Origin of the sequence: Polymorphobacter sp. (assembly GCF_048007885.1) — a bacterium.
Taxonomy (GTDB): Bacteria; Pseudomonadota; Alphaproteobacteria; order Sphingomonadales; family Sphingomonadaceae; genus Sandarakinorhabdus.
Window position 1 is genome coordinate 877,925 of sequence record NZ_CP180346.1, and the last position, 16,990, is coordinate 894,914.

The 16,990-nt window shown below is 65.9% G+C and carries 15 protein-coding genes; 4 read left to right on the plus strand and 11 right to left on the minus strand.

Features of this window, described 5'->3' with window-relative positions:
* Positions 1-26 precede the first annotated feature (26 nt).
* Both ACMVO5_RS04145 and ACMVO5_RS04150 read right to left on the minus strand, forming a co-directional pair.
* Positions 27-1,238, minus strand: a complete 1,212-nt coding sequence (locus ACMVO5_RS04145; RefSeq protein ID WP_416908809.1) for a class I SAM-dependent RNA methyltransferase — start codon at positions 1,236-1,238, stop codon at positions 27-29.
* The gene (locus ACMVO5_RS04150) at positions 1,235-2,629 is read right to left on the minus strand and encodes an NAD(P)H-hydrate dehydratase (protein WP_416908810.1); all 1,395 of its coding nucleotides are present in this window, start codon (positions 2,627-2,629) and stop codon (positions 1,235-1,237) included. The genes ACMVO5_RS04145 and ACMVO5_RS04150 overlap by 4 nt, the downstream gene beginning before the upstream one ends.
* A 35-nt stretch (positions 2,630-2,664) precedes the next feature.
* Between ACMVO5_RS04150 and ACMVO5_RS04155 the strand changes: the two genes are divergently transcribed.
* Complete coding sequence (locus ACMVO5_RS04155; protein WP_416908811.1) at positions 2,665-2,883, plus strand: hypothetical protein; 219 nt, start codon at positions 2,665-2,667, stop codon at positions 2,881-2,883.
* A gap of 4 nt (positions 2,884-2,887) precedes the next feature.
* On the opposite strand, the gene ilvD is transcribed toward ACMVO5_RS04155, so the two are convergent.
* The 7 genes from ilvD to ACMVO5_RS04190 form a co-directional block, all read right to left on the minus strand.
* Positions 2,888-4,606 (minus strand): dihydroxy-acid dehydratase, encoded by a 1,719-nt coding sequence (gene ilvD, locus ACMVO5_RS04160; RefSeq protein WP_416908812.1) that lies wholly within the window; start codon positions 4,604-4,606, stop codon positions 2,888-2,890.
* A gap of 62 nt (positions 4,607-4,668) precedes the next feature.
* The gene (locus tag ACMVO5_RS04165; RefSeq protein ID WP_416908813.1) at positions 4,669-5,388 is read right to left on the minus strand and encodes an N-formylglutamate amidohydrolase; all 720 of its coding nucleotides are present in this window, start codon (positions 5,386-5,388) and stop codon (positions 4,669-4,671) included.
* Positions 5,385-6,170 (minus strand): enoyl-CoA hydratase-related protein, encoded by a 786-nt coding sequence (locus ACMVO5_RS04170; protein ID WP_416908814.1) that lies wholly within the window; start codon positions 6,168-6,170, stop codon positions 5,385-5,387. The genes ACMVO5_RS04165 and ACMVO5_RS04170 overlap by 4 nt, the downstream gene beginning before the upstream one ends.
* 156 nt (positions 6,171-6,326) lie before the next feature.
* Positions 6,327-6,617 (minus strand): hypothetical protein, encoded by a 291-nt coding sequence (locus ACMVO5_RS04175; RefSeq protein ID WP_416908815.1) that lies wholly within the window; start codon positions 6,615-6,617, stop codon positions 6,327-6,329.
* 219 nt (positions 6,618-6,836) lie between these two features.
* Positions 6,837-7,655 (minus strand): 4-(cytidine 5'-diphospho)-2-C-methyl-D-erythritol kinase, encoded by an 819-nt coding sequence (locus ACMVO5_RS04180; RefSeq protein ID WP_416908816.1) that lies wholly within the window; start codon positions 7,653-7,655, stop codon positions 6,837-6,839.
* 3 nt (positions 7,656-7,658) lie between these two features.
* Complete coding sequence (locus tag ACMVO5_RS04185) at positions 7,659-9,326, minus strand: tetratricopeptide repeat protein (protein WP_416908817.1); 1,668 nt, start codon at positions 9,324-9,326, stop codon at positions 7,659-7,661.
* Between the two features lie 4 nt (positions 9,327-9,330).
* The gene (locus tag ACMVO5_RS04190; protein ID WP_416908818.1) at positions 9,331-11,004 is read right to left on the minus strand and encodes an electron transfer flavoprotein-ubiquinone oxidoreductase; all 1,674 of its coding nucleotides are present in this window, start codon (positions 11,002-11,004) and stop codon (positions 9,331-9,333) included.
* A 470-nt stretch (positions 11,005-11,474) separates the two neighbouring features.
* Here ACMVO5_RS04190 and ACMVO5_RS04195 point away from each other — a divergent pair, with 470 nt between their 5' ends.
* From ACMVO5_RS04195 to moaB, 3 genes are read left to right on the plus strand one after another with little or no spacing between them, the layout of a single operon-like run.
* A complete protein-coding gene (locus ACMVO5_RS04195; RefSeq protein WP_416908819.1) occupies positions 11,475-11,882 on the plus strand; it encodes a uracil-DNA glycosylase family protein in 408 nt (135 codons plus the stop codon).
* A complete protein-coding gene (locus ACMVO5_RS04200; RefSeq protein WP_416908820.1) occupies positions 11,879-13,645 on the plus strand; it encodes a lytic transglycosylase domain-containing protein in 1,767 nt (588 codons plus the stop codon). Before ACMVO5_RS04195 ends, ACMVO5_RS04200 begins: the two co-directional genes overlap by 4 nt.
* Positions 13,635-14,162 carry a molybdenum cofactor biosynthesis protein B gene (moaB, locus tag ACMVO5_RS04205; RefSeq protein ID WP_416908821.1) on the plus strand — a complete coding sequence of 176 codons (528 nt, stop codon included), beginning with the start codon at positions 13,635-13,637 and terminating at the stop codon, positions 14,160-14,162. Before ACMVO5_RS04200 ends, moaB begins: the two co-directional genes overlap by 11 nt.
* On the opposite strand, the gene ACMVO5_RS04210 is transcribed toward moaB, so the two are convergent.
* Both ACMVO5_RS04210 and ACMVO5_RS04215 read right to left on the minus strand, forming a co-directional pair.
* On the minus strand, positions 14,159-15,271 hold the full coding sequence (locus ACMVO5_RS04210; protein ID WP_416908822.1) for a patatin-like phospholipase family protein: 1,113 nt from the start codon (positions 15,269-15,271) through the stop codon (positions 14,159-14,161). The genes moaB and ACMVO5_RS04210 overlap by 4 nt on opposite strands.
* A gap of 7 nt (positions 15,272-15,278) precedes the next feature.
* A complete protein-coding gene (locus ACMVO5_RS04215) occupies positions 15,279-16,916 on the minus strand; it encodes a long-chain-fatty-acid--CoA ligase (protein WP_416908823.1) in 1,638 nt (545 codons plus the stop codon).
* Positions 16,917-16,990: the final 74 nt, after the last annotated feature.

The window sequence follows — 16,990 nt, forward strand, 5'->3', positions numbered from 1 at the left end:
CGATTGGCCCGCGCGCGATGAAGAAGCTATGAACGCTCGAACTGGGCGACCAGCTCGACATGACTCGACCAGCGGAACTGGGCAACCGGCCAGAGCCGCCTGATCCGCCAGCCACCTTCGGCAAGCAGGCGCGCGTCGCGCCCGAACGTGCTCGGGTTGCACGACACGGCGATGATACGTGTCACATCGCTATGGGCGAGCAGCCGTGCCTGCGCCTCCGCACCGGCCCGCGGTGGATCAAACACCACCGCATCGAACAGCTTCAGCTCATCATGCGTCAACGGGCGGCGGAACAGATCGCGGTGCGAGGTTGTCAGCGGCCTGCCAGCGGCGCGTGCGGCCGCGGTCAGCATTTGCACCGCCGGTCCGGCCGCATCCGCGGCTGTCACGCGCGCGGTGCGGCTGAGCGGCAGCGCGAAGGTTCCCAACCCGCAAAACAGATCGGCAACGCTTTCTGCATTGCCCACCGCTTCGCGCACAGCGGCCACAAGTGCGGCTTCGCCCTCGCGCGTCGGCTGCAGAAAGGGCGCTGGCGGCAGCGCGACCCGCACCCCGCCCATGGTCAACTCCGGCGTTTCGGCCTCGTAGATGGTCTCGACACCCCCTGACCCTTCCACTGAAAGCCGGGCCAGCCCGGCCTCGCCGGCAAAACGCGTCAGCCGCTGGATATCCTCCAGCCGCTCGGCCTCGACATTGGCGATGAGCATGTCGATGCCGGTGTCGCTGTCGGTCAGGGTCAGCCCGGCGCCCTGCCCGCTCGGCACCATCTTGCCCAGCAAGTCGCGCAGCGGCGCGAACAGCGCGAACAGGCTGGGCAACAGAATCTCGCACTGATGAATATCGACCGTCCGGTGGCTCCCCTCCGCATTGAAACCAAGCGCCAGCGCGCCGCCGCGCCTTGTGGCGCGCAGCGAAGCACGGCGGCGGCTGCGCGGCGGCGACAGTGCAACGGGGAGAATATCATCGCCGGCAGGCATCAGGGGCCCCAGCACCCGGGCAATACGGTCAACGACAAAGGCGGAGTAATCCTCTTCGGTGACATGCTGCATCTGGCAGCCACCGCAATCGGAGAAGTGCGGACAGGGCGGCGTGACATGGCGGGAGCCAGGCTCGATGGTGACACGGTCGCCATCGAAGCTGACCCGGTCTCCAATGGTGGCGCCGGGGACGAAGCGCCCGTCCTCCGTCACCCCATCCCCGCGCGCCGCAAGGCGAATGATGGTCTGGGTTTCGCTCACAGGCTCTTGAGGATGGCGGGCATAAGCGCTGGCAGGTCGTCGGCAATCAGCCCCGGGCCACCGCGCTGGCCGGCCTCGCCGTGCAGCCAGGCCGCAATGACCGCGGCATCAAACCCGTTCAGCCCCTGCGCAATCAGCCCGGCGACAAGGCCTGCGAGCACATCACCGCTGCCCGCGCTGGCAAGATAGGGGCTGGCATGGGTATTCACCCGAACCTCACCCCATGGCGCGGCCACGATGGTCTGCGGCCCCTTGAGAAGAACAATCGCGCCGGCCGCCTTTGATGCAGCAAGAACGGCATCAATCCGGTCCCCCTCGATCGGGCCGAACAGGCGGACGAACTCCCCTTCATGCGGGGTCAGAACCAGCGGGGCGGCCGCCTCGGACAGGGTTTGCGGCGTCACCTGCGACAGGGCCCCGGCATCAAGAACAAGCGGAATCTCGTCGGGAAGCAGGCGGAACAGCCAGGCCTGTGTGCGCGGCGTGTCGGGCAGGCCCGGCCCCAGCACAATCACGCTGGTGCGCGGGTCGAGAAGCAAGCGCTCGGCCTCGTCGTCGTCGCGCTGCATCAGGGCAAGGGCTGCGGGCGGATTGGCGGGACCAACCAGCGTCACCAGCCCGGCGCCGCTCTTCAGCGCGGCCAGCGCGCTGAGCCGCGCGGCCCCGCCATGCGGATCGTCATTCTCGATGACCAGCACATGGCCGCGCGCATATTTGTGAACGTCACCCGGCAGCGGCCTCAGCAAAGGACGACAGCCCAGCGAGACCTCGCTGGATATGGGCGGCAGGCCGATATCAGCAACGACCAGCCGGCCCACCGCCTGCGCGCCGTCGCTCTGGACATGGCCGCGCTTGGCGGCGCCGAAGGTGACGGTCAGGTTCGGCACCAGCGGTGGGCTGAGTGCCGTGCCATGATCGGCATCAATGCCGCTGGCGATATCGATGGCAACGACCTGGCCGTGTCCGGCAAGGCGCGCGAGAACGGTCTCGATTTCGGTCGGCAGCGAGCGCGCAAGGCCGGTGCCGAACAAGGCATCAACGATCAGCGGGGCGGGCCGCGCGTCGGCAAGGTCCAGCGCCGGCCTTCCCCAGCGCTCGGCCATGATCGCGGCCGCGCCCTTGCCGGGCTTGCCATAGGCCGCGACCTCAACATCCACGCCCCTCGCGCGCAGTCCGGCCGCAATGCCATAGCCATCGCCGCCATTGTTGCCGGGGCCGCAAAGCACCAGCGCGCGCGGCGCCGGGCAATGCACCAAGATGGCCGCAACCGCAGCCGCTGCCGCGCGCTCCATCAGCGCAAGCGCCGAAACGCCCCCAGCCATGGCCTCAGCCTCGGCATCGCGCATGGCAGCGGCCGTCAGGACCTTGATGCCTGGCGGCAAGCTCAGCATTGCGCGATCCGTCCCGGAATGGCACATTGCCAGACATGAAGACGACGATCCTTCTCGCCCTGCCGCTGCTCCTTGCCGGTTGCGCCAGTTCCCCGCTCTATGTCGATCGCGGCGAGGCACGCGGCACGATGGCCGAAATTCCGCGAGATGCGAACGGCGAGCCGCTCTGGGCCGCGATCAGGCCAGCACCTTCTCTGCAGCCCGGCGAAGCGCCGGTCATGTCCGCCCAGCGGCGCGCAACACCCCGATATTGAGAAATCAGATATCGGCAAAGACATGCGTTTCTGCTGCTGCGCCCGGATGGGTGACCGCCCCCTTGCGCGCCGGGCCAACCGTCCGGGAAAAACGCCAGATTGCCCCTGAGTTATAGTCATGCCCACGCGGTGTCCAGGCTGCGCGCCGGGCCGCAAGTACATCGTCCGCCACATCGAGATCGATCGTGCCGGCTTCTGCGTCGATATGGATCATGTCACCGTTTTCGACGAGCGCGATCGGGCCACCTTCAGCGGCTTCGGGGCCGACATGGCCAATGCAGAAGCCACGCGTCGCGCCCGAAAAGCGCCCATCAGTGATCAGCGCCACATGCTCGCCGAGCCCCTGCCCGTAAAGCGCCGCAGTGGTGGACAGCATCTCGCGCATGCCCGGCCCGCCCTTGGGCCCCTCGTAGCGGATGATGATGACCGCCCCCTTCTCGATCTTCCGGGCCTCGACAGCGGCAAAACAGTCTTCTTCGCAATCGAAAACCTGGGCCGGACCACTGAACTGGAGACGGGCCATGCCCGCCACCTTCACAATGGCACCATCGGGCGCAAGACTACCCTTGAGGCCAACCACCCCGCCCGTGGGCGAAAGCGGCTTCGAGACGGGGTAGATCACCTTCTGATCGTCACGCCAGACGATCTCCTCAAGATTTTCGGCCAGCGTCTTGCCCGTGACGGTGATGCAGTCGCCGTGCAGCAGCCCGGCATCGAACAATGTGCGCATGACCATATAGACCCCGCCCGCATCATGCAGGTCCTTGGCAACATATTTGCCGCCGGGCTTCAAGTCCGCGATATAGGGCGTGGTCTTGAAAATCTCGGCGACATCGAACAGGTCAAAGGCGATGCCAGCTTCATTGGCCATCGCGGGCAGATGCAGCGCCGCGTTGGTCGAACCGCCAGTTGCAGCCACGATCCGGGTCGCATTCTCAAAGGCTTGCCGGGTGCAGATATCACGCGGCCTGAGGTTCTTCTCGATCAGGTTCATCACCTGTCGACCAGCCGCCAGCGCGATGTCGGCCCGGCTGCCATAGGGGGCGGGCGCCATGTTGCTGTTGGGCAGCGAAAGGCCAATCGCTTCGCCGACACAGGCCATGGTGTTGGCGGTGAACTGGCCACCGCAGGCGCCATGGCCCGGGCAAGCCACCTTCTCGAGCGCCGACAGGCGCGCGATCGGGCAGGTGCCGCTGGCATAGCCACCAACAGCCTCGAACACGTCGACAACGGTCACGTCCTTGTCTTCGAAGCGGCCCGGCAGGATCGAACCGCCGTAGACAAAGATCGACGGCACATTGAGGCGGAGCATCGCCATCATCATGCCGGGCAGCGACTTGTCGCAACCGGCGAAGGTGACCAGCCCATCATAGCAGTGGCCACGCACCGAAAGCTCGACCGAGTCGGCGATCACTTCGCGGCTGACAAGGCTGGATTTCATGCCCTGATGGCCCATCGCGATGCCATCGGTAACGGTGATGGTGTTGAACCGGCGCGGCAGGCCACCGGCTTCATGAACGCCCTGGCGCGCGACATCAGCTTGGGCATCAAGCGTGGTGTTGCACGGTGCCGAATCATTGCCGGCCGACACGACGCCCACAAACGGACGCGCGATCTCCTCCTCGCTCAGGCCCATGGCATAATAATAGCTGCGGTGCGGCGCCCGCTCGGGGCCGACCGAGACGTGACGGCTGGGCAGACGCGATTTGTCAAAACGGGTCATTCACTTGTCCTTTCTGCGCCGCTGTCGATGCGCGCTTGTGCGGTTCGGGTCAAGATTGGGCCTCAGCGAAGCGCGCGAAGCAGCTGATGCGTGGTGTCGGCGAGGATTGCTGTCCAGTGGCGGATATCGGCCGGTGTGCGCAAGCCATCATTGCGAATCTCGACGCCCAGATAGGGCAAGCCACGCGCTTCCGCGTGCCGGTTCATCGTATAGTTGAGATCACGCCCGGAATAGGGCTGGTTGTCGCCCACATGCAGCCCGCGCGCTGCGAGCAGCGGATGGGCAAGCCGGGCTGCACGGTCATCCCCATTGTGCAGCAAGCCAACCGGCCAGGGGCGCTCTTCCCCCGGATTGGCCGCGAGCTGCGGCGTGAAACTGTGAATGCTGAGCAGCAGGCGGGGCGACTGTGCGTCGATCTCGTCCGAGATCCGCTGATGATAGGGCGCATGGATGGCGCTGATGCGCAGCTCCCGTTCGGCCGGGCTCAGTGCGAGATTGCCCAGAATGATATGACCATCAGACGCGCTGGGCACGGCACCCGTCTCCAGTGGATCGCGGTTCATGTCGATGACGAGCCTTGAAACGGTGGCGACGACGGCGGGCGCATCGAGCTCTATCGCGAGCGCCTCGGCAAGTGCGGCCGTGCCGATATCAAGGGCGATATGATCATCCATCAGGGCCGGATCAATGCCGAGATCGACACCTTCGGGCACGACGTTGCTGGCATGATCGGCAATGATCAGCACCGGCGCGGCGCCGGGCAGGACCCGCGGCGCGGTCATGCGCCGAACTTCGGCGGTCGCTTGGCGAGAAACGCAGCAACACCTTCGGTGAAATCGGCGCCGGTAAATGCCGCATCAAAATCGCCCATGCTGCCTTCGTCATCATCATGCGCACCCTCGATGATGCGCTGGATGATCGCCTTGCTGGCACGCTGGCTGGCCGGCGACGCATTGATCACATCAACTGCAAAGGCCGCGGCTTCAGCAGCCGCATCTTCGGCCACGATCTGAACAAGGCCGATGCGCAGCGCCTCTTCGGCCCCGATGATACGGCCCGAATAGAGCAGCCGCCGGGCCTGCGCAGGGCCGACCAGCTCAACAAGCAGCCGGGTGTCGTGGAGCGGATAGACCAGGCCGAGTTTGGCAGGCGTGATGCCGAAACGGGCGCGCGGCGAGGCGATGCGAAGGTCACACGCCATGGCCAGCCCACAGCCACCGCCGATCGCATCACCGTCAACCAGCGCCAGCGTCGGCTTGGGCGCGCGCGCCAGCGCCAGCTGGGTGGCGCGGATGGCGGCCGAATTGCGGGCGCGCCAGGCTGGCTCCGCAGAGGCGCGGGCAAATTCGGCAATATCGGCCCCGGCGCAAAACTGCCCCGGCGCGGCCCCACTCAGGATGAGCAGACGCGTGGCGGGATCGTCCATCGCAGCCGACACAAGGGCGGGCAGCGCCTTCCACATCGACTGGTCCATCGCCCCGCGCCGTGCCGGGCGATCGATGAGCAGGCGCGCAACCGCGCCGTCCTGCTCGAGCCGAAGATGGGGGTGATGCGCGCTGGTCATGGATGCTGCTCACCTAGCGTCACTGAGACGCGCGATGCAACCGGACAAAAGCGGCCGAAAACAGAACAGCCGGCGCTCGGGGGGCGTGAGCGCCGGCTGCCTTGGGCTGCGACCGGGGGGGAGATGGTCGCAGCGGGAGAACGTCTTGCCTGGCTGTTACTGAGCCGAAGCAGTCTTGGTGGTCAGCGCCGCGAGGTCCGTGTCGAGCGCCTTGGCAGCGGCAGCGAACTTCTTGGCGGCTTCGCGGCGGCCACCGGCGTCGCACAGCTGCTCGCCAACGGCGGCATAGCGCAGCGCCTTTTTGGCCTTGGCCGGCTCGGCCGTGGCAGCAGCGGCGCGGATGGCGGCCGGGCTTTCCATGCACACCGAGGCGTCTTCAGCAAAGGCAGGCGAAGAGATGGCGGCAAGGCCAGCAGCGGCAAGCGCGATAAGCGAACGATTGATCATGGTCGTCTCCTTCGAAACAGCTGCCGGGGAGACTGGCAGCGAGAAACTGGGCTTCACTCAAATCAACTGAGTCCTGCTTTAAGTGATACTCAAAAGCCGGTCAAGCGAAAACTGAGCCGCAATCAGAAATATTTTGTGCGCTGCGGCATAGCCGGGCTTTTGCGCGCGACTCAGCTTTCAGTCAAGCAAAAATGCTGCACTGCGGCATAAGCGCGGTGGTCAGAGCAGTTGACTGTCCATCGCCCACCAGCCACGCCTGCGCGCCGCTTCTGCCGCCGCCAGGGCGTCGGCGGCGTCACGGAACAGGCCGAAGCAGGTCGCGCCAGATCCGCTCATTCGCGCCAGCGTGACGCCTTCAGCATCGGCCAGCATGGCCAGCACCGCCTCGATCACCGGTGCAATGCGAAGGGCCGCAGGCGTCATGTCATTGCGCAGTGCTGCCAATGGGGTCGCTGGATCAATGCCGCCAAGGTCCCGCTGGTCCCAGCCCTGAAAAACCGGCCCGGTCGGAACCGAAACCCGGGGATTGACCAGCACAATCGGTGTGCCGGAAACGCTGCCGGGCCAGGGAGCCAGTTGCTCGCCAGTGCCCAAGCCAAGACACGGCTCACTGCGAACACAGGCGGGCACATCGGCGCCGAGGGTGGCAGCCAGCCCTTCAAGTCGGCCGGATGGCCAGTCGAGACGCCAGAAGCGATTGAGCAGCCGCAGCGCTGCCGCGGCATCGGCCGAGCCACCACCGAGCCCGGCCGCGACCGGGATCCGCTTTTCCAGACGAAGCCGTGCCCCGTCCCGGACCTTGGCCGCAGTCCGCAGCGCGGTCGCCGCGCGCAGCACCAGATTGTCACCCCCCTGCCCCGCCGCGGCGGCAAAATCGCCCTCTGTCTCCAGACAAAGATCATCCGCGAGCGTCACATGCAGCGTGTCGCCAAACGCCGTAAAGGCGAAGATCGTCTCAAGGTCGTGATAGCCATCCGCGCGTATACGGCGAAGATGCAGCGCAAGATTGACCTTGGCGGGCGCGTGTTCGCTCAGCACGGTTCAGTCGGCTAGCGCCAGGGCTGCGTCCAGGCCATAATCAAGACGCGCCGAAAGGTCCGTCCGCTCCTGCGGGCTCGGATCAAGCGCAAGCGCCGCCCGCCAGCGGAACCGCGCCTCGATGCGGCGACCGGTTCGCCAATAGGCATCCCCAAGATGCGAATTGACCGTCGGGTCAGTGGGGACAAGCTCGGCCGCGCGCTCGAGCGTGACAACGGACTTTTCGTACTCGCCCTGCCGAAACTGGCTCCAGCCGAGCGAATCGATGATGCTGCCGTCAGCCGGTTGCAGGCTTGCCGCTTTCTCGATCAGCGCACTCGCTTCCTCAAGCCTGAGGCCGCGATCGAGCAAGGAATAGCCGAGATAGTTGAGCACGACGGCCTCGTCGGGCCGACGACGCAGCGCCTGCCGCAGATCGGCTTCGGCGGCCAGCCAGTCCCCAGCGCGTTCCCGGGCGCTGCCCCGCAAAAACCAGAGCGACCAGTTCGTGTCATCCAGCGCCAGGGCCCGGGAATAGGCCTCCGCGGCCGCAAGGTGGCGCTCGGCGCGGCGGTGCCAGTCGCCCAGCCTTACCCAGTCGCCCATATCGGCATCCTCGGCTTCCACCGCCGCGCGGAGCAGCGCACCAGCCTCATCGCCGCGCTCGAGTGTTTCGAGCACATCGGCACGGCGGCTGCCGGCAAGGGCTGCCAGCGCATCATCGGCAGGCACTTCGGCATAGGCGGCAAGCGCCGCTTCGCGCTGGCCGTTCCGGGCCAGCACATCGCCAGCGATCAGCCAGGTCGATGCCGTATCGGGACCAAGAAATGTGGCCGTACGCGCGAACAGCAGTGCCAGCGGCACCGGGCGATCGCGGGAAAGATCGGAGGCAAGACGGGCGGCGAGCAGCGCCAGACCGTGCGCGGCATCGGGCGCCAGCGCACCAATTCGGCGGCCCGCATCAAGCCGGCTGCGCGCCGCCACGGTCAGCGCATTGCTCCCGTCCAATATCGCACGGGCGCGAACGAGGTCGCCGGACTGTGCCACCGCATCAGCCTCGCCAACGCGCACAAAGGTGATGCCCGAAGGCGTGCGCGCCCGCAGGCCGGCATAGGCCTCGGCGGCCTCGTCATAACGGCCCGCCGCGGCCAGCATATGCGCCCGTTGTTCGGCAACATAGCCGCGCGTGAAGCCCTGAAAGGCCTGAGGATCGAGCGCGGCCAGGGCGGAATCGGCACGGCCACGCTCGAAATCGAGCCAGGCGGTTATGATCGGCTGGACGACGCCGGCATAGCCTGCGGGCGCAAGGTCGGCGACCAGCGCCTCACCGCGCGCCCATTTGCGCTCGAGAATGGCTTCGGTGAGCAGCACGACCGCAATCTCGGGCGCGCGGGCCCCGCCGTCATACAGCTGGGCGGCCAGCGCAAAGGCCTGTTTGCGATCCCCGGCTGCAACGGCGAGGTCAAAGGCCCGGCGGGTCAGGGCCTCGGCAGCGGGATCCTGCGCATGGGCAGCCGCGAAGAAGCGCGCCGCATCATCAAGCTCGGAGCTGGAAAGGGCTGCCCGGCCCAGCACATAGCCATGCAGGGCCGAAGCCGCGACGCCCTGCGCATCGGTGCGCGCACTGGCAGAACCAGCAACAAGAAGCGAGGCCAGGGCAACGCGGAACAAGGCGGGGATTGCGGCCATCATCTCCCTACATATTGGGATAGTTCGGCCCGCCGCCACCCTCGGGCACGACCCAGACGATATTTTGCGACGGGTCCTTGATATCGCAGGTCTTGCAATGGACGCAGTTCTGCGCGTTGATCTGGAAACGCGGCTCGCCAGTTTCCTGCCCCACCACTTCATAGACTCCGGCCGGGCAATAGCGCTGCGCCGGCTCATCATAGAGCGGCAGGTTGACCTTGATCGGCACCTCCGGATCCTTGAGCGTCAGATGGATCGGCTGGTCTTCCTCATGGTTGGTATTGGAGAGAAAGACGCTCGACAATTTGTCGAAGCTGTAGACCCCGTCCGGCTTGGGATAGGCGATCGGGCTGCATTCGCTCTTCGGCTTCAGCGCCTTGTGATCGGGGTGGTTCTTGAAGGTGAACGGCAGGCTGAGGCCGAGATACTCCATCCACATAGTCACCCCGGCGATGCCGGTGCCGATGAGATTGCCATATTTCTCCACCGCCGGCAGCGTGTTGCGCACCATCTTGAGCTCGGAAGCGACCCAGCTTGCCTTGTAGGCGGCATCATAATCGGCAAGCTCGTCGCTGCTGCGCTGGCTGGCGATGGCCGAAACCGCCGCTTCGGCCGCCATCATGCCCGTCTTCATCGCGGTATGGCTGCCCTTGATGCGCGGCACGTTGACGAAGCCCGCCGCACAGCCGATCAGCGCGCCGCCGGGAAAGGCGAGCTTGGGCACCGATTGCCAGCCACCATCGTTGATCGCACGCGCACCGTAAGAAACGCGCCGGCCGCCTTCGAGGATCGCCTTAATCGCCGGATGGGTTTTCCAGCGCTGAAACTCGTCGAAGGGCGAGAGATACGGGTTGGCATAGTTGAGCCAGACCGAGAACCCCAGCGCCACCTGGCCATTGGCCTGGTGATAGAGAAAGCCGCCGCCATTGGCCTCATCGAGCGGCCAGCCCTGGGTGTGGATGACCTTGCCCGGCACATGCTTGGCGGGGTCGATGTCCCACAGCTCCTTGAGGCCGATGCCATAGATTTGCGGGTCACTGTCCTTGTCGAGCGCGAAATGGCGGATCAGCTGCTTGGAGAGATGGCCGCGCACGCCTTCGGCAAAGAAGGTGTACTTGGCATGAAGCTCAAGGCCGGGCTGCCAGCTCGGCTTCTTGCTGCCGTCCCGGGCGATGCCCATGTCGCCGGTGGCAACGCCCTTCACCGACCCATCGTCGTTGAACAGCACCTCGGCTGCGGCAAAACCGGGGAAGATCTCGACGCCCAGCGCCTCGGCCTGGGTGGCAAGCCAGCGGCAGAGATTGCCGAGGCTGACGGTATAGCAGCCCTTGTTGTTCATGAACGGCGGCATCAGGCCGTGCGGAAACTCATATTGCTTGGTTTCGGTCAGGATCCAGTGATGGTTTTCTGTGACCGGCACGGTCATCGGGCTGTCGAGATCGCGCCAGTTGGGCAGCAGCTCGTCAAGCGCACGGGGGTCAACGACCGCGCCCGACAGGATGTGCGCGCCAATCTCGGAGCCCTTTTCGAGAATGCACACCGAGATATCTAGACCCTTGGCAGCGGCCTCCTGCTTGGCGCGGATGGCCGCAGACAGGCCAGCAGGGCCCCCGCCGACAATCACGATATCATAGGGCATCGACTCGCGGGCGGGGGCTTCCATGGTTTCGGCTTCACTCATCACGCGCCTTTCTGTCGTTTCCTCAGCCCCTGATCAGCAGCTTCAGCGGGCCGTCGCAACTTTTCCGTCATTCGCCAGATACGGAAGCCGATGCCGCTTGACCAGAGGGCGCGCAGCCGCAGATGGTGCGCGCGTGAGCGAGGGAACCTCTCCAGCAGCGCCGATCAGCGCTGCGGTCGCCGCCAGCGCCCTGGCCTGGCTGGCCGACGCCGGGCTGGATGTCGCCGTGTCGGCCACGCCGCGCATCTGGCTGGCTGAGGCCAAGCCGGTCGAAATGCCGATTGTCGAGACCCATGCGCCTCGCCCCACCCAGACCGTGCACGCGCCCGTGGCAGCGCCGGTCCTTGACCAGATCACCAGCCTGGACGCACTCGACACGGCCCTGAAGGCGCTCGATCACCCTCTGAAGACAGCGTCTTTGACCTCACCGCAGCGCCTGTTCGAAGGCCCGGTCGAAATCTCCGCTGCTGGTGCTGGCCGAGATGCCGCTAATCGACGGCAGCGACGAAGCCCGCCTGCTCGCGGCAATGCTGGCGGCGGTCGGGATGGCCGAGGCGGACGTTGCGCATGTCAACATTCTGCCATGGCCCATGCAGGGCCGGCGGCCAGCGCGGCCCGCGGATCTGGCGTACTTCACGCCCTATGCGCTGCGTGGACTGGCGCTGATGGCGCCGCGGCTGGTTCTGGCGCTGGGCAGCCGGGCGGCCTCGCTCGCCGACCCGGACGCCCCGCCGGCCACGCTGCGCGGCCGCTGGCTGGCCCTGGCTGGCGCGCCCATGGTGGCGAGCTTCGCGCCTTCGATGTTGCTCGGTCAGCCGCGACTGAAGGCCGAGGCCTGGGCCGATCTGCAGCAGCTTGCCCAGCGGATCAGCCGATGACCGCAAAGCCTTTTTTTGCCCTGATGCTGGCGATCGGCGCTGTCCTGCCGGCCGCCGCGCAGACCGGCGACACCACCTTGACCGTGACCGCCGAGCGTGACGGCATCACGGCGCGCCAGCGGGCCGTGCCAGCGCAGCTCTCGGCCTCGGAACAGAGAGCGTGGCGGGCGCTGTTCCTGGACATCGAGGCGGGCCGGTTGAGCAAGGCAGAGGCCGCCCTGCCGGGCCTGCCAAACCCGCTGCTACGTGAAACAGCGCGCGCCGAAATCATCGCGGCGCGCGGCACCGGGCGCGGGCAGCTGAGCCGGGCGAAGCTGGTCGATTGGCTCAGCGCCAACACCGACCTTCCCGAGGCCACGCAAATCGCAAGAATCGCACGTCGGCTGCGCGGAACCTCGGGGCCGATGCCGACCCTGCCCGAGCCGCGTGCGCTACGCTATGTCAGCTTCACCCCGCCGCTCAGCTATGCGTCGGAAACGTCAAGCGAAGACCGCGCGGCCGACGCGCTGAAACCGCTTCTTTCTGCCGAACGCAACGCCGAAGCGGAAGCCGCCTGGACAGCAGCCGCCGACAGCCTGAGCAGCGGCGCGCGGACCGAATGGGCGCAGCGGATCGCCTGGAGCTACTATGGCCAGAATGACAACCGCGCCGCCGTGCGCATGGGCCTTGAAGCGGCGCGTGGCATGGGCCCTTGGGCCGGCCTCGGTGCCTGGACCGCCGGTCTCGCGGCCTGGCGGCTCGGGGACCATGACAGCGCGGCAACCGCCTTCGACCTGATCCATAGCCGGCTGGCCGGAAGCCCCCGCACCGAGGATCTGGCCGCTGCAGCCGCCTATTGGGCCAGCCGGGCGCATATGGCCGCCGGACGACCCGAACTGGTCACCCCAAGGCTGGAACGCGCGGCGCAAGTGGCGCCCCACAGCCTTTACGGACTGCTGGCGCGCCGCGCGCTGGGGCTGGCGCCGGTTCAGGACTGGGCCGAGCCAGACTTCATTACCGCTGACTGGAACCATCTGCGCAACTTCGCCGGCGCCCGCCGCGCCGCAGCGCTCGTCGAGATCGGCCAGATCGGGCTGGCCGACCGGGAACTCAAGCATCTGGCTGCCACGGTGTCGGAAGCCAATTATCCGGCCCTGCTGCGGCTTGCGGCCCGGCTGAGCCTGCCAGCCACACAATACAGCCTCGCCGTGCGGCCGCCGGTGGGCATCGAGCCGCCTCTGTCGGCGCGCTTTCCAGCCCCGGACTGGGAGCCGGCGCGGGGCTGGCGGATCGACCGGTCGCTGGTGTTCGCCCATGCCCTGCAGGAATTGAACTTCGTCACCACGGCCACCTCACGGGTCGGCGCAAAGGGTTTGATGCAGCTGATGCCGGCAACCGCCCGGGAGCTGCAACGGCAGATGAGCTCCGAGGGCACTCCGATCGGCGACCGCGACGACCCGGCCTTCAATATCGAGTTGGGGCAGACCTATCTGGAAAGCCTGCGCGATTCGGTCTGGACAGAGGGCCGGCTGCCCAAGGTCATCGCCGCCTATAATGCGGGGCCGGGCAGCGTGCAGACATGGAATGAAACGCTCGATGACCGGAACGATCCGCTGCTGTTCATGGCCTCGATCCCGTTTCTGGAAACCCGCCATTATGTTTCGGTAGTGATGCGCAACTACTGGTTGTATGCCCTGCGCGAAGGCGGCGACGTATCGAGTATGAATGACATGATTTCAGGGCGCTGGCCCCTTTTTCCGAGAAACAGCTTCAATGCCGATTGACGAAAGCCAGCGCTTCATTCAGGTCGGTATCGCTGTGCTGACGGTTTCGGACACACGCACTCTGGCCGATGATCGCTCCGGCGATGCGCTGGTCGCCCGGCTTGAAGCGGCCGGCCATAAACTGGCAGCGCGTGCGATCGTGAAGGACGATGTACCGTCGATCGTCACGCAGCTTCGCAGCTGGATCGCCGCGCCCGATGTCGATGCCGTCATCACCACCGGCGGCACCGGCGTGACCGGGCGGGATGTCACACCCGAAGCGCTGGCGGCCGTGGCCGAGAAGGACATTCCCGGCTTTGGCGAGCTGTTTCGCTGGCTCAGCTTCCAGACCATCGGCACGTCGACCATCCAGTCCCGCGCCTGCGCAGGCGTGGCCGGGGGCACCTATATCTTCTGTCTGCCGGGATCGACCGGCGCCGTGAAGGATGGCTGGGACGGCATCTTGCGCGACCAGCTCGACAGCCGCCACCGGCCCTGCAACTTCGTCGAGCTGATGCCCCGGCTGAACGAGCGCTAACGCGTCATCCGCTCATAGCGTTCGAGGCGCGGCGGCTCCGATTGCCAATTTCCGGCCTTGCCGATCCGGCGCCCTTCCTCGAACAGCGCACGCATGGCGTCGGGCTCGAATTCGATCGGGCTGGGCTCGGGAACCTCATCGGGCAGATAGGCGAGCGCAAAGCGCGCACGCGCATTGGCAGCCATTGTATAGATGCGCTCGATGGTCCGATAGGTGATGGTACGTAGCATCTCCGAAATCGACCGGCCCAGAATGCTGCCGGTGTTGGTGCCGCTCGGATCGACGCCGCGGGCATAGCTGACATGACCGTTGACGATGGCCCAGATATTCTCGTTTGTGCCGCGCGGATCGATCATGAAGCTGCGAAACAGCATCGCTTGCTTCAGGCCACCATCGACATGCATGGTCGGCGGCCCCGACGTCTGGCTGATATAGACGGGCGAGAAGAAGCCGGGGACGGCGGCTGAGGCGGCCAGCAACTGACGGTAGAGCTGCACCCGGTTCGGCGCGCGCGAAGCGGCGATCAGGCCCATATCCCAGGTGGCGGCGACTCCATTGTCGAGGTTGGTGGTGCCGATATAGAGCCGCCGGCCCTTCAGATGTTCAGCAGCAACCTCGTCAAGCAGTTGCTCGGTGACGATCTCCTCGATCATCTGCTCCAGCGGGGCCCGGTCATAGAGCGACGCGCGCTTGGCAAAGCCGATGATGCCCCTGCGCTTCATCACGTCCTTGTCGGTGATTTCCGTATACGCCCGCCGCAAGTCTGCATCACGCGCCGGGCCGAGAAACGCCAGCGTCGCCATCAGCGCGCCCGTGGAAATGCCGGTCACGACATCGAAATCCGGGCGCTTGCCGGAGTCTGTCCAGCCCACAAGCACCCCCGCCCCAAAGGCACCCACCGATCCGCCACCCGACAGCAGCAGGACATCGTGCCGCTTGCCAACCTGGCGAACCGGCGGTGGATCGCGCAGCGGCGCGCCATTTTCATCAACGCTGGTCACCAGCGCAAGACGCGCGAGCGCAGGGTCGGCCGTCGGCAACGCATCAGGCCGCGTCGCGCACGCCGCCAGCGTCAGGGAGGCCGTCAGGGCAAGGAGCGCGCGCCTCACCACCGGGTCAGCTCGTCGGCAACTTATAGTCCTTGTAACGGTCGCGGAGCTCGGTCTTGAGCAGCTTGCCCGTCGCGGTATGGGGCAGGTCCTCGACGATCAACACGTCATCCGGCATCCACCATTTCGCAATTTTGCCATCAAGATAGGCAAGCACGCTCTCCCTGCTGGGCGCCTCGCCCGCCTTGGCCCGGATCAGCAACAACGGCCGTTCATCCCATTTCGGATGATGCACCCCGATGACCGCAGCCTCGGCAACCCCCGGCGCCCCGACCGCCGTGTTCTCCAGATCGATCGAGGAAATCCACTCGCCGCCGGACTTGATCACATCCTTGGAGCGGTCAACGATCTGCATATAGCCCAGCGCATCAAGCGTGGCGACATCGCCGGTATCGAACCAGCCCTCGCCGTCAAAGGCCGACGCCCCGTCTCCCTTGAAATAACTGGCGACCACCCAGGGCCCGCGCACAAGCAGACGACCAAACGTCTTGCCATCGCGCGGCAGCTCCTCCCCGGCATCGTCAACGATCTTCATCTCGACCCCGAAAAGCCCCCGGCCCTGCTTCACACGCCAGTTGAGCTGTTCCTCATAAGTCTTTGCTGCTATTTCAGGCGTTGGCGTGCCAATAGTCCCCAACGGAGACATTTCGGTCATTCCCCAAAGCTGGAGCACCCGCACGCCGAGCTTGTCATAAGCCTCGATCATGCTGCGCGGCACCGCCGAGCCACCGATGCCAGTGCGGTTGAGCTTGCCGAGCCTGGTGCCGGTCTTTTCCAGATGCTGAAGCATGGTCAGCCAGACGGTCGGCACCGCCAGCGCCAGATCGACCTCTTCCTTGATAATCAGCGCCTGCAGGGTGGGCGCATCGAAATTTGGTCCGTTCAGCACCAGCTTGGCGCCGCTCGCGGCCGCCGTATAGGGCACCGACCAGGCATTGGCATGAAACATCGGCGCAATCGGCAGCACCACGGTCTGCGCCGTCATGGCGAACACGTCGGTCATGTTGGCAGCCATGGCATGAAGCACATTGGAGCGGTGGCTATATTGCACGCCCTTGGGGTTGCCGGTGGTGCCGCTGGTGTAGCACAGCCCCGCCGGGGCCGTTTCCGGAATCTCGGTCCACGGCGCCTCGTCACTTTCGGCGGCCAGCAGCTCTTCATAGCAGAGTAGATTGAGCGTGGTTTCGGCGGGCATGTGCGCCCGGTCGGTCAACAGCACGAAATGCTCGATGGTCTCGAAGCGCGGGCGGAGCTTCTCGATCAGCGGCACGAAGGTGATGTCGAAAAACAGGACCCGGTCTTCGGCATGGTTGGCGATATAGACAATCTGGTCCTCGAACAGCCGCGGATTGATGGTGTGCGCCACACCGCCCATGCCCGAGATGCCATACCAGCTCTCGACGTGGCGATAGGTGTTCCAGGCCAGCGTCGCGATACGGTCACCCGGCGACATGCCCAGCCGGCGCAGGCTGGCCGCCACTTTCTTGGCGCGGCTGCGCACGTCGGCCCAGTTGCTGCGATGCTCCGGGCCCTCGCACGTCAGGCTGACCACCTCGCGGGTCCCATGAAAGCTCGCGGCATGGTCTATCAGCTTCCAGACCAGCAGTGGCCAGTCCTGCATGGTCCCACCTGAAATGCTGCTCATCTCGTCTCCCCTTCGTCCACGGACATACCCTAGAGCCGAACAGACGCTTGACAACCGGAACATAGATAGAACAT